Raw genomic sequence first — 12822 nt, forward strand, 5'->3', positions numbered from 1 at the left:
AAATGTCGATCATGGAACAGATGATGTCCACCCACCCTGCGGCGAGCTCCGGTGCTCTCCGCGATGAGGTGCTGCGCTGCGTCGAGGCATGCGCGGAGTGCGCTCAGTCGTGCGCGGCGTGCGCCGACGCATGCCTGGGAGAGGAGATGGTGGCGGACCTCGTCGAGTGCATCCGGAAGAACCTCGATTGCGCCGATATCTGTGCGGTGACCGCCGCTTTGCTGGTCCGCCAGACCGGATCGAACGGGGACGTGCAGCGCGCGCAGCTCGAGGCGTGCCGCGCGGCCTGCGCCTCGTGCGCTGAGGAGTGCGAGAAGCACGCCGAGATGCACGAGCACTGCCGTGTGTGCGCCGAGGCCTGTCGCCGCTGCGAGCAGGCCTGCGCTGGCATGCTCGGGGTTCTCTGAGGGCGGCCGGCGCGGCGCGTCGCCCGCAACGGATCAGGCGGGTTCTTGCGCGGCGAAGGCGTCGCGCCGGCTTCCGATCCCTGACTAGCAGGGAGGCTCGCCGACGGTGATCCAGTCGTAGCCGTCAGCGCTCTCCCACTCCGGACCGGGCGCGAAGACCATGCCCGAAGTCGGGTGCACAACGCTGTCCACCGTGATCATGATGTCCTCCTTCCCGATCGTCCTCGACCGGGGCACCATGCCCGGAACGAGGGCGGTGATCATCCTGGTGCGCGATGCAACGCCGGATCCCCGATCGTTATTCCCGGCTCCCGGCTTGGGAGGAGAGAGATCAGACCGCTTGCCTCGATGAGCCTGCGCATTGCTTGCTCGTGTACCTGCGGGACGATGGCGGGAGCCGCAAACGAAGGGGAGAGGATCGCCACTCTATCGCCCAGCCGCGCCTTTGGTGGGTGAACGAGTCTTCCCATAGCGAGGAAGCTTATCCAGGACGACGGGACGAGAACCAGAGCCGCTATTGGATCGAGTGCCTCCGCCAGCGACGATCATTCACCAACTCGGTGTTAACCGTATCCGCAACTCTCCTCCGAGCTGCAGCTTCGGCTTCGCACAGGGGCTTGGCCTCATCAGTATCGACAGCGTCTGGGTGGGTTTCTTGCACGATGTATGCGAACTCGTCGAGTTTCGCCTCGAACGATTCCAAGCTCCCCTGCCACTCGGAGAACGCCTCAGAGACCCTGCTCGACCCGTAAGCGCTCACGATCGCGCGAGCCCGGACTCTTTGCGCCCGGTCCGGCTTGCTCGTTCCACGGAGGGGCGTATCGACGAGGTAGTAGCCACTCTCGAGCAGGTCATGTGTGCGGTCCATGACCCAGAGCCCGTGTCCTTCGATGAGCTCCATCAGCTCCAGATACATTTCGCTTCGTTTCGCCCGGTCGTCCCGTTTTCGCTGTTGCCGACCGGTAGCTGCGGGCACGAGTACGGCGAGTAACGACACCAACAGCGCAGCGAGCGCGAGAATCAAGGCGAACGGATCCCCCGACTCGGCAGACGGGGTCGGAGCTGCCGTAAACATGCGAGAGATACTACACCGGGCGAGCGCGCCCGGTGGAGGGACGACGCAATCGGCGCTTCAGCGCTGATTCCGCAGGGTGCGACCGTCGGCTAAGACGTGGTGGTGGCCGTGATCAAGAGGATCGGGTGACGTTGGATCCGGAGACACTTACTGCTCCCGGCTACCATCGAGCCATGACCTTCTTCGCGACACTGGCCTCACCCGTGGGCGTCATCGGAGTGGTCAGCACCGGCACCGCGGTCACCGGCGTGGGGTGGCGGATGCAGCCGCCCTCGGACGCAGCCGAGACCGGCGGCGCGCACGCCGATCCGCTGCTCGGTGAGGCGCTCGCGCAGCTGCGGGCGTACTTCGCGGGGCAGCTGACCGAGTTCGACCTGCCGTTCGACCTCGGCCCCCAGTCGGCTTCGGCCGCCGCCGTGCTCGCCGCCCTGCACGAGACGGTGGGATTCGGCGAGACCGTCACCTACGGCGAACTCGCCGCGCGCAGCGGCAGCGGAGTGCCGGCCCGCGGCATCGGCTCCATCATGGGCGCCAACTCGATCCCGATCATCGTGCCCTGCCACCGCGTCGTGGCCGGCGACGGGCTGGGCGGGTACTCCGGAGGCGACCCCGGAGAGGGACTGATCACCAAACGATGGCTGCTCGAGCACGAGGGTGCGCTGCCGACTGCCCTGTTCTGAGCGCGGCCGCCGCGAGCCGCGGCCGCCGATCCCGCGAGCCGCGTCCGCGGATCCTGCCGATCCCGCGGAGCTTGCGGACCGAAGCACGCATATGCTCGGGATCCGGTCCGCTCACACGCCGCGCAGGTAGTCGCCGAGATCCCGCACCTCGAAGTTCGCGCGCCCCTCGAGCGCCGCGAGGGCCTGCATGCCCGGCGTCTCGTGCCCGCGCACGAAGCGCCAGTCGCCGATGAGGTAGAGCTTGCGCTTCGCTCGCGTCATCGCGACGTTCAGCAGCTTCGCGGCCGAGACGGCGCGTTTCGGCCCTCGGAGATCGGCCGCCGCGACCCAGCGCGGGCGGTTGTCCTGCATGAGATCGAAGATCACGGTGTCGAACTCGCGCCCCTGGAAGCGGTGCGAGGTGCCCGCCTCGAAACCGAGGCCCCGCGCGCGGAGCCCCCGCTGCACCGCGGTCGCCTGGGGCGCGTAGGGGGTGACGTAGCCGACCGATCCCGAACCTCCCGATCCCGCGCCGATCGATCCCGAACCTCCCGATCCCGCGCCGATGCCCGCCGCGAGAGCGACCGCGGCCTCCGCGGTGCGCTCGCACCGCCAGCTGCCGCTCACGCGCGAGAACTCGCGCCCGGCGAGCGCGGAGGTGTCGAGGAAGGTGATCACCGGATCGCCGCTCTCGTCCTCACCCTGGTGGCTCTCGAGCAGTCCGTCGTAGCAGAACTCGTTGACGGTGTCGGCGATGATCGGCGGGTAGCGGTACTGGCGCGAGATGGCCACGCAGCGGGGGTGCCGCTCGGCGCTCGCCCGGTCGGTGATGCCGGCGAGGGCGAAGACGTCGTGGGTGCGCCAGCGCACGAGTTCGAGCTGATCCTCGTCCTCGCCGTCGTCCGCCTCGGCCTCGGCGATCGGCGCGTTCTGCAGGAAGTCGCCCACGATCGCGAGTGTCGTGTCGGCCTTCGCCGCCGCATAGACGACGGCCGCGGCCTCCGCGCTCGCCGCCTCGTCGATGATCACGACATCGAAGCGGCGCTGCAGCAGCGCCGGGTTGAAGCTCAGCGAGGTGAGGGTGGTGGCGATCACGGGAGCGGTGGCCAGCAGATCCTGCTTCTTCTGCTCGAACTCGTCGGCGAGGCGCTTCTTCCGGTTCTCGAGCTCCTTCCGCTCCTCGTCCAGCTCGGTGACGCGATCCAGCAGCGCGTCGAACATCCCCACGAGGTCCCAGTGCCCGCTCTCGCGCAGTTCGCGATAGGCGTCGTCGCTCCAGCCGTCGGCTTCCACGGTGCTGCGCAGTTCGGCGCCGCGCTCGCGCAGGGTCCGGATCCGCTCCTGCTCGCTCCGTCGCCGCGCCCGCAGCTTCTCCGCCTCGGTGAGGAGCTCGTCGCGCCGTTGCGCCTGCTGCTCGAGGAATGCGCGGCGCGGCTCGCGCTCCCGAAGGTCGTCGGCGATGCTCTGCAGGGCGGTGTCGGCCCGCCGCAGTGCTTCGCGGGCCTGCTGGTCCTGAGCCAGCATCTCGGAGACCGCTCCGCCCGCTTCGAGGCTCGCGAGCCTGTGCCGGCGGCCCACCCACGGGAGAAGCCGGGCCGCGGCCGACTCCAGCCGCAGCTCCGCGGCCTGCTGACGGGCACGAGCGGCGTCGATCTCGTGCGCCAGGCGCGTCAGTTCGCCGGCGCTCGACTCGCGCTGCGCAGCCCAGCGGGAGCGGGCCTCGAGCAGCCCCTCGTATTCGGCGCGCGCCGCCGCGATCTCGTCGTCGAGCCCGGCGAACGCCGCCGCCTCGCTCGCGCGCTTCGCGATCTCCTGCTCGAGCCGCTCGCACGATTCCTCGAACTCTCCGAGCCGCGCCAGGGTCGCGGCGAGTTCGTCGCGCAGCGGCTCCGTCCGTCGCGCCCGCCGCACCGCCTCGATATCGACCTCGAGGCGGATCAGCTCGTCGTGGACGTCCTGCTCCCGCCCGCGGTCGGCGTGCTCGCTGTTGCTCCGCAGCTGCTCGTCGATCTCCTTCAAGCGCTCGTCGTGTCGCGTCAGCACCGCGGCGGCCTTCTCGAGGAGCAGGAACTCGTGGTCGCGCACGGAGCCCAGCACCCTGTCGAGATCCTTCGGGCTGTGCCGGATCACGCGGCCGGGCTCCACCATGCCGAGGCCGTATGCGGTGTCGTCCTCGACGAGGCTCTTGAGCACGTTGTCGACCGCGACGTTCGTGTGCGACGTGACGAGCACGGACTGCCCGAGGGCGAGCGCACGGTGCACCGCGCTCGTGATGACCGTGGTCTTGCCCGTGCCCGGCGGCCCCCAGACGAAGAACCCGCCCGGCGCGGTCATCGCGGCCAGGGCGCGCTGCTGGCCGGGGTTGAGCGCGCGATCGGACGGCAGGTGGCCGGGGCTCCACGGCGTCAGAGGAGCGGCGCGGCCCGACCAGAGATCGAGAGCGCGCGGGCCGCGATCCATCCCCGCGATCGCGTCGCGCCACTGCTGCGCGAAGGCGACGTCGCTGCGCTCGACTCGGAAGGCGCGCACCCTCACCGCATCGGCGAGCGCCTCCTGCGCCTCGGGCGGGATCGTGAGCCGCAGCAGCCCGTTCCGCGAGTGATAGGCGCGGTACTCGACCCTGTGCCGGTTCTCGACGCGGTTCGGGTCGAGGGCGTCGTCGACCAGGTAGAAGTGCGATTCCTTCCAGAAGACCCCGCGCGGCGTGCCCACGACGACGGAGAGCTCCGTGGTCGACGGCTTCCAGGCGGCGGACGGAGCGGGCAGCTCGACGCCGCGGCTCGCGCTGATCGCCTGCGCCAGCTTCGCCTCGGCCGCGGCCAGCGTCTTCGCGTGCAACTCGCCCCACTCGAGCGGCTGCCGCTGGTCCGTCGAGCCATCTGCAGTCACACTCCGACCCTACTGCGCGCGCGGAAGGGCGACCACCGGCGACCCCCGCGACTACTCCAGCTGGGCGGCGAGACCGGCGGCATCCTGCTGTATCCAGTACTCGACGATCATCCCCTCGTGCACCCGGTACACCGCGCTGCCCAGAGTCTCGATCGGCCGCCCGGTCGGCTCCCGTCCGTCGATGAGACCGGCGTGGTGCCCGTGCTGCACCCAGCGCGCGTAGCCCCTGTCGCCGTCGATCAGCAGTTCGTCGACGGTGAACGCGAAGGCGCCGAACATCTCGATCATCTCCTCGACGTGCTCGGCGTAGTTCGCGGGCGTGCGCTCGAGGGTCTCGCGGGCCCCGGCGCGCATCTGGTGCGCGAGCACGACGGGCGCCAGGAACTCGGGGGCGCGCTGCGGCGACCGCCCGCTGCGAACCTCGTCGAGAAATCCGCGGATGGTGGCTTCGGTGCTCCTCGTCATACCGCCCAGGTTATCTGCCGCGGCCGTGTCCGCCGCTGCGAGGCGACCCACCCGCTTACCACAACGGCCGGTCTCGCGCGCCCCCTTGGCAGCGCCTTCCCGGCCCTGCCAATCTGATGCCACACCGAGTGCCGCCCGTCCGGGCGGCCGCCCGAGAAAGGACCACCGATGAGCAGCATCCTGCGCGACGACACCCTCTCGCTCCTCACCCGCGGCTACGGTTTCGGGGCGCGCATCTGGCAGCGCGTGCGGAGCGGCGCGCGATCCGCCCCGCTGCGTCTGCTCGGCAGGGAGGCGATGCTGGTGCGCGGCGCCGAGGGGGTCGCGCTGTTCTACGACGGGGATCGCATCGCCCGCCACGGGGCCATGCCCGCCTTCGTGCAGGAGACCCTGTTCGGGCACGGTTCGGTGCACAGCCTCGACGGAGCCGAGCACCGCCACCGCAAGGCGACCTTCGTCGATGTCGCCTACGAGGACGAGCAGGTTGAGAAGCTGAAACTGCTGCTCGATGAGCAGTGGCAGGCGGAGGTCGCGGACTGGGCCGCCGGAAGCGACCGATCCGCCTACGACGCCGCGGTCGGCGTGCTGGGACGTTCGGGCATGCAGTGGGCCGGGCTGCCCGGTACCGCCGCCGCGCAGAGCCGATGGGCTGCCCGGCTCGCCCAGATCGTCGACGGATTCGGCGCACCCTACTCGCCGTCGTTCGTGCTCGCGGTCGCGAATCGCGCCTGGTCGGATCGTCACGCGCGTCGGCTCATCGAGGCCGTGCGCGCGGGCCGCCTGGACGCCGCCGAGGGTACGGCCCTCCACGCGTGGGCGCGGCACCGCGATGAGAACGGCGACCTGCTGCCGGCCGAGCTCGCGGGCGTCGAGCTGCAGAACTGCATCCGGCCGCTGATCGCGGTCGCGCGATTCGTCGCCTTCGCCGCCAAGGAGCTGCACGACCGACCCGACTGGCGCGCCCGCATCGCCGCCGAGACGGCCGAGCGGGGCACCTTCATCGACGGCCCGCTCGCGGTGGCCTTCGCTCAGGAGATCCGCCGCACCGCACCCTTCGTGCCCGTGCTGCCGGCGTGGGCGCTCGAGGACATCGAGCTCGACGGTCAGCGGCTGCCCGCGGGCGGCCGAGTCGTGCTCGACGTGCTCGGCACGGATCTCGACGAGCGATCGTGGGATCGGCCCGCACGCTTCGATCCCGAGCGCTTCGCGGGGGTCGAGGACTACGAGGCGCTGACCGCGTTCGTGCCGCAGGGCGGCGGATCGGTCGCGGGCGGGCATCGATGCCCCGGCGAGAAGCTGGCGATCGCGAGCCTCGCGGCCGCGGTCGCGGCGCTGAGCGACGAGCGGGTGCGGATCCTGGGTCACGGCCTCGAGGTGAACCGACGCAGGCTGCCGACCAAGCCCGCGTCGGGCGGGCGGATCGCCGCTGCGTCGGGCACGGGGCGATGCCCGTTCCACTGAGCGCCGGATCGGGAGCCCTCCCCGACCCGATCCGGTCAGGCAGAACCACACGCAGGAGACGACATGCGAAGCTCGCACACTGAGAACACACCCGGCGCTCCCATGCGCGATCCGTACAATCACGGCGTGAACGAACTGCAACCCGCTGCGAACGCGCCGGATCCCGCGCTCCAGCCCGAGACGATGCAGCACCGCCCCGGCCTCGCCCGCGCGCTCGACCGTGCGCTCGCGGTGCAGCGCCCGGCCGTGCTCGCCCACATCCGCAGCGTGCGGCTGCGCCACCCCGACGCGAGCCCCGAGCAGGTGATCCGCATGCTCGAGCGCCGCTACCTGCTCGCGATCACGGGCGGGGGAGCGGCCGTGGGGGCGACAGCGGTGATCCCCGGTATCAGCACCCCCGTCACGCTCGCGCTGTCGGGGGTCGAGACCGCGGGGTTCCTCGAGAGCACGGCCCTCTTCGCGCAGTCGGTGGCGGAGGTGCACGGCATCCCGGTCGAGGATCCGGATCGCGCCCGCATGCTCGTGATGACGCTCATGCTCGGGCAGGAGGCGGGCGAGCTGCTGGGTCAGTTCACGAAGCAGGTCGCGGGCAGGGGAATCGGGCGATCCGCGTTCTGGGGCGAGACGGTCACGAAGTCGCTGCCCCGCGGTGCGGTGCGTCCGGTGCTCGACAAGCTGCAGCGCTCGTTCGTCAGGCACTTCGCGAAGATCGGCGGCGGTTCGGTCGTGGGGAAGGCGCTGCCGTTCGGGATCGGCGCCGCCGTCGGCGGCGCGGGCAACCACATTCTCGGGCGTCGTGTGGTCGCCGCGTCTCGCCGCGCGTTCGGCCCCGCCCCTCTCGGCTTCGCGCCCGAGCTCGCACCACGCGAGGGCGCGGAGAAGCTCGAGCGCCGCGTGCTGCGGGGTGCGCGCACGGCGGGCGGTTCGATCGCGGCGGGCGCCGGCGCGGTCGGGCGCACGGTGAAGCGGGCCGCGGGTGCGGCGCATCGGGGGTCGCGGCGCGAGCGCGCGGGCGGCGATCTCGAGGAATGACGGGCGTGGCTGGTGCGCGGGGTACGTGGGATGCGCGGGGTGCGGATCGCCGGATCGGCTTCGCCCGCTGGCGCAGCGACGTCGCGAGCGGGGGCAACCGCTACGACGACGAGGTCTCGGCCGCGCTGCGCACCCTCGGATTCGATCTGCGCGAGTATCCGGTGACGGGCGAGTGGCCGGTGCCCGGTCCCGGGCACCGGCGGGAATTCGCGTCGCTGCTGCGCGCCGAGCGGTGCTGGCTGATCGAGAACATCGTGGGTTCCGCGGCGCCCGAGGCGATCGCGGAGGCGACCCGAGCGGGCCGCAAAGTGGTGATGCTGATGCACTACTTCCCCTCCGACGACTCCGCGCTCCCGGCGCGCGAGCGGACTGCGCTCGCCGCATCGGAGGCTGAGGCGGTGCGGACCGCGAGCACGGTCGTGGCGACGAGCGCCTGGACCGCGCGGGAGATCGCGGCGCGCTACGGTCGCACCGACGCGCTGGTCGCCGTGCCGGGAGTGACGCGGGCGGATCCGGCGCGCGGCTCCGAGCGCGACGGGGGAGCACCCGCACTGCTCTGGCTGGGGCGGCTCACGGAGACGAAGGATCCGCTCACCCTCGTCGACGCGCTCGCCGGCGTGGGGGATCTGCCGTGGTCGGCGCGTCTGGTGGGGCCCGACACGGTGGATCCGGAGCTCCGCCGCGAACTGCTGCGCCGCATCGAGCGCGCGGGCCTGGGCGGCAGGATCGAGATCACGGGCCCGCGCACGGGAGCCGAGCTCGAGGCGATCTGGGCGCGCACCGACCTGCTGGTGCACACCGCGCGCGCCGAGGCGTACGGCATGGTCGTCAGCGAAGCCCTGGCGCGCGGCATCCCCTCGATCGTGCCGCTCGGCACCGGCGCCGTCGAGGCGCAGCAGAGCGCGGGAGCGCAGTTCGCGCCCGGCGACGTCGAGCAGCTGACGGGCCGGCTGCGGGGCTGGCTGGGCGATCCCGAACTCCGCGAGCACTGGCGCGCTCGCGCGGCCGAACTGCGACCGCGCCTGCCGACCTGGGAGGCCGCGGCCGGGGCCATCGCCGAGGCGTTCACAGAGAAGGGCTCGAGCCCCGCAGAGTGATGCTCCCGTCATTCCGCGCGAAGTCGCAGAATGGAGTCTGTCCCGGATACCGCGGGCAGAATGCCGCGTCCTACCAGCCCATCTGCTCGGGCGCCACGCGGGTCAGCACGCGCGCCTCCACGAACTCCACCAGCGCGTACGCGACGAGCGAGATCAGCGTGACCACCACCACGGTCGACCAGAGCGACGTGTACCGACTCGTCGCCGCGTCGACCGCCATCATGTTGCCAAGGCCCGTGCCAGTTGCGAGCCACTCCGCCACGGTCGCCGCGAGGATCGCGGTCGGCGCGGCGATCCTCGCGGCCGAGAAGAAGGCGGGCGCCATCGCGGGAAGGCGCCCGAGCAGCAGCACGCGCGGTGACGGCGTCGCGTACGTCGCGAACACGTCGACCACCTGCCCCGGCAGCTGCCTGAGCCCGTAGAGGCACGACACGAGCGTGGGGAAGAACGTCATGATCGCCACCACCACGGCCGTGCCGAACGGGCCGCGCCCGAGCGCGGCGACGAGCAGGGGCGCGATCGCGATGATCGGCACGCAGCGCAGGGCGACCGCGACCGGGGTGAGCGCCCGGCTCACGCGCGCCGACAGCGAGAACGCGACCGCGAGCAGCAGACCCAGCAGCAGGCCCGCGAAGTAGCCGGGGATCGCGACAGCCACGGTCTCGCCCGTCGCGGCGAGCAGCTCGACGCGGTGCTCCCCGGCGTCGCTCGAGGCCACGAGCCACTCCCACACGTCCCACGGGCGTTTCGCGAAGTAGGGATCGAGCCCCAGCGCCTCGAAGAGCACGATCCAGGCGACGAGCACGAGCGCGGCCGTCACCGCCGTGCCCGCGATCGCCCGGCCCCAGCGCGCCAGCGGCGACCTCCGCGAGCCCGTGCGAGGAGGAGTGAGCAGCACGGTGGGACGCTCGGGGGTGACGCGGCGCGCGATGGCCGAGACGATCCCGTACCCGATCAGCGAGACCGCCGCGCTGAGCAGCATGAGCGCCCAGAGCCCGTCGGTGTCGAGACTGCGCAGGGCGAGGATCGACAGCACGCCGAGCCCCCGCTCCGCCCCCGTGAACTCGCCGACCAGAGCGCCGAGGAAGGCCGCCGGCACCGAAGCCTGCAGTCCGGCCATCAGGTAGGGCAGGGCCGCGCGCGCCCGCACGGTGACGAGGGCGGTCCACCGGCCGCGGCCGTACGAGGCGGTCAGGTCGAGCCACGAGCGAGGCACGGCCCGCAGCCCGACGAGCAGCGGCACGAGCGTCAGATAGTAGACGGCCAGCGCGGCCAGGGTGATCTGCGGCCCGTCACCGAACCCGTACACGAGTCTCAGCAGCGGCCCGAGCGCCACGAGGGGCAGGCAGTAGACGACGAGGGCGAATCGCAGCACGATGCGTTCGAGTCCGGGCAGCAGCACCACGAGCAGCGCCAGCAGCACGGCCGCGAGGTTGCCGAACAGATAGCCGGCCGCGGCCTCTCGAACGGTGAACAGCAGCCCCCGTCCGTAGACCTCGGCGTTCTCGACGAGCTTCAGCACGATACCCGAGGGCGACCCGATGAGGTGCCGCCCCGAGAGCAGCGTGCGACCGAGCAGTTCCCACAGGCCGACCACGACGGCCCACGCGAGCACGGTGCGCACCACCGCAGACCCGCGCGAACCGCCCCTCGTCGTGCGGCGGGCGCGCGATGCGATCGCAGGAGCCGCCGCCTGCTCCTGCTCGTGCGCGGTCGGGGGACTGCTCAGTACCATCGCTCAGCCCCGGGCGGTCGGGGTCTCGTCGACGCCGAGCAGCGCGCCGATCTGCTCCACGAGCTCGGCGAACCGGGCTCCGCGCAGATGCTCGTGGCTGCGCGGCCGCTCGAGATCCACCGGGATATCGGCGACGATCGAGCCCGGCCGAGGCGACATCACCAGCACCCGGTCGGCGAGCAGCACCGCCTCGGAGATCGAGTGGGTCACGAGCAGCGTGGTGGTCTGGGTGCCCGACCAGAGCGGCGGCAACTCGATGTTGAGGCGCCGCCGGGTGAGCTCGTCGACCGCCCCGAACGGCTCGTCGAGCAGCAGCAGCCGCGGTTCGGTGATGAGGCAGCGGGCGATGGCGGCGCGCTGCCTCATGCCGCCCGAGAGCTCGGCGGGGCGGGCCCGCTCGAACCCCTCGAGTCCGACCAGGCGCAGCAGCTCCGCGATGCGTTCCCGGTCGACGGGCCGGCGCGCGAGTCGCTGGGCGAGGGCCACGTTGGCGGCGGTCGTGCGCCACGGCAGCAGCGATGCGTCCTGGAAGGCGATCGCCAGTTCGCCGCGGCCGCGCAGATCCTCGGGTGCGTCGTCGTCGATCCGCACCTCGCCCCCGGGGTCGGGGTGCTCCAGACCGGCGATGATCCGCAGCAGCGTCGACTTGCCGCACCCCGACGGGCCGACGAGAGCCGTCACCGATCCCGCATCGAGCGTCAGGTCGAGCGGTTCGAGCGCCGCGAGCGCCTCGCCCGCCCCGCGTGCGCCGCCCGAGCCGCCGGCAGGGAACGTCTTGGCGACCGCCGAGCACACGACCCGCGGGGCGGGCCGGTCACCCCGAGCGGCACGCTGCTCGCCCGGGGCGGCTCGACCGCGCGCAGCCGTGCTCACGCGGTGGGACCGTTCTCGTAGACCTCGTCGAGGACGGAGTGATCCCACAGCTCCTCAGTCGCCCCCTCGATGCCGAGCAGCTCGAACAGCTGCAGATTCTGCTCGACCTGCTCGTCGGTGAACCAGCCGAAGCCGAACTCGTCCGTCGCCTCCGAGAACATGATGTCGAGCTGCACCTCGGCCTGCTTCTGCTGCGTGGCGAGGTCGAGCCCGGCATCGGGGTACAGCTCGACCACGAGGTCGGCGGCGGCACCCGGGTCCTCCCGGTAGAGCTGCCACCCCTGGGCGTCGCCGCGCAAGAGGCGCACGATCTGATCCCGCTTCTGCTCGTCCTCGAGGCTCGATCGCAGCACCGTGTAGGTCTGGCTCATCGGGTTGTAGCCGAAGTCCGCGAGCAGCATCGAGTGCGCTTCGACACCCTGCACCGCGAGCGCGACGGGCAGGTCGTTGTAGAAGCAGTAGAGGCCGTCGACCTGCCCGGCCGTGAGCACCGCCGGGTCGTACTGGCTGGGCACGAACTCGACCTGCTCCTGCTCGAGGTCGTTGAGCGCGAGGAAGGCCTCGAGCGCCGGGGTATCGGTGCCGGCCACCCCGATCTTCTTGCCCACGAGGTCGCCCGGCTGCTGCAGCGGCGCATCCGCGAGCGAGAGGATCGTGCCCGGGCTCTTCTGATACTGGGCGCCGATGATCACGAGGTCGGCACCCTCCGCATTGGATCGAGCCACGCCGTCGGCCGACGAGATGTTCATGAGCGCCTGCCCGCTCACCGTGGTCGTGTCGCCTGCCACGTTGGGGCCGCCGGGGGCGAGCCGCACGTTCAGCCCCAGATCCTCGAACAGTCCGCGATCCTGCGCCAGATAGGTGCCGCCGAACTGCACCGAGTGCGTCCACGACAGCTGGTAGGTGACGTCGCCGCCGGCTCCGCCGCCTCCCGTTCCCGAGGTCGAGCCGCGGGCGCAGCCGACGAGGCTTCCGAGAGCGAGAGCGCCGGCGCCCCCGAGCAGCGCGCGACGGGTGAGAGCTGGCGCAGACATGTGACCTCCGAAGATCGACTCATGCACGCGCCCCGGCTTCCCTCCCGCCCGGCGCGTGACCACAGTCTAGTGGCGAGGGTGCGCGGTGCCAGAGG

The 12822-nt window shown here is 71.7% G+C and carries 11 protein-coding genes; 5 read left to right on the forward strand and 6 right to left on the reverse strand.

Translation table 11 applies throughout. The features are described from left to right. Window positions 1-20: 20 nt before the first annotated feature. Complete coding sequence (locus KVY00_RS12305; protein ID WP_449405452.1) at window positions 21-407, forward strand: four-helix bundle copper-binding protein; 387 nt, start codon at window positions 21-23, stop codon at window positions 405-407. Between the two features lie 514 nt (window positions 408-921). On the opposite strand, the gene KVY00_RS12310 is transcribed toward KVY00_RS12305, so the two are convergent. Beyond that, window positions 922-1482: a hypothetical protein gene (locus KVY00_RS12310; protein WP_223043179.1), complete on the reverse strand. Its 561-nt coding sequence runs from the start codon at window positions 1480-1482 to the stop codon at window positions 922-924. 173 nt (window positions 1483-1655) lie between these two features. Between KVY00_RS12310 and KVY00_RS12315 the strand changes: the two genes are divergently transcribed. Next, a complete protein-coding gene (locus tag KVY00_RS12315; RefSeq protein ID WP_223043180.1) occupies window positions 1656-2162 on the forward strand; it encodes a methylated-DNA--[protein]-cysteine S-methyltransferase in 507 nt (168 codons plus the stop codon). Between the two features lie 111 nt (window positions 2163-2273). On the opposite strand, the gene KVY00_RS12320 is transcribed toward KVY00_RS12315, so the two are convergent. Beyond that, the gene (locus KVY00_RS12320; protein WP_223043181.1) at window positions 2274-5030 is read right to left on the reverse strand and encodes an AAA domain-containing protein; all 2757 of its coding nucleotides are present in this window, start codon (window positions 5028-5030) and stop codon (window positions 2274-2276) included. 51 nt (window positions 5031-5081) lie between these two features. Further along, a complete protein-coding gene (locus KVY00_RS12325; RefSeq protein WP_223043182.1) occupies window positions 5082-5495 on the reverse strand; it encodes an ester cyclase in 414 nt (137 codons plus the stop codon). 168 nt (window positions 5496-5663) lie between these two features. Between KVY00_RS12325 and KVY00_RS12330 the strand changes: the two genes are divergently transcribed. From KVY00_RS12330 to KVY00_RS12340, 3 genes are all read left to right on the forward strand, one after another. Further along, entirely contained in the window at window positions 5664-6956 is a 1293-nt protein-coding gene (locus tag KVY00_RS12330; protein ID WP_223043183.1) for a cytochrome P450, read from the forward strand. Window positions 6957-7058: 102 nt separating this feature from the next. Continuing rightward, complete coding sequence (locus tag KVY00_RS12335; protein ID WP_394358288.1) at window positions 7059-7988, forward strand: hypothetical protein; 930 nt, start codon at window positions 7059-7061, stop codon at window positions 7986-7988. Between the two features lie 5 nt (window positions 7989-7993). Further along, window positions 7994-9085, forward strand: a complete 1092-nt coding sequence (locus KVY00_RS12340; RefSeq protein ID WP_255572632.1) for a glycosyltransferase family 4 protein — start codon at window positions 7994-7996, stop codon at window positions 9083-9085. A 70-nt stretch (window positions 9086-9155) separates the two neighbouring features. On the opposite strand, the gene KVY00_RS12345 is transcribed toward KVY00_RS12340, so the two are convergent. From KVY00_RS12345 to KVY00_RS12355, 3 genes are read right to left on the reverse strand one after another with little or no spacing between them, the layout of a single operon-like run. Beyond that, complete coding sequence (locus KVY00_RS12345) at window positions 9156-10820, reverse strand: ABC transporter permease (RefSeq protein WP_223043185.1); 1665 nt, start codon at window positions 10818-10820, stop codon at window positions 9156-9158. Window positions 10821-10823: 3 nt separating this feature from the next. After that, window positions 10824-11693 (reverse strand): ABC transporter ATP-binding protein, encoded by an 870-nt coding sequence (locus KVY00_RS12350; protein ID WP_223043186.1) that lies wholly within the window; start codon window positions 11691-11693, stop codon window positions 10824-10826. After that, window positions 11690-12727 carry an ABC transporter substrate-binding protein gene (locus tag KVY00_RS12355; RefSeq protein WP_223043187.1) on the reverse strand — a complete coding sequence of 346 codons (1038 nt, stop codon included), beginning with the start codon at window positions 12725-12727 and terminating at the stop codon, window positions 11690-11692. Before KVY00_RS12355 ends, KVY00_RS12350 begins: the two co-directional genes overlap by 4 nt. Window positions 12728-12822: the final 95 nt, after the last annotated feature.

Origin of the sequence: Leucobacter tenebrionis (genome assembly GCF_019884725.1) — a bacterium.
Lineage (GTDB): Bacteria > Actinomycetota > Actinomycetes > Actinomycetales > Microbacteriaceae > Leucobacter > Leucobacter tenebrionis.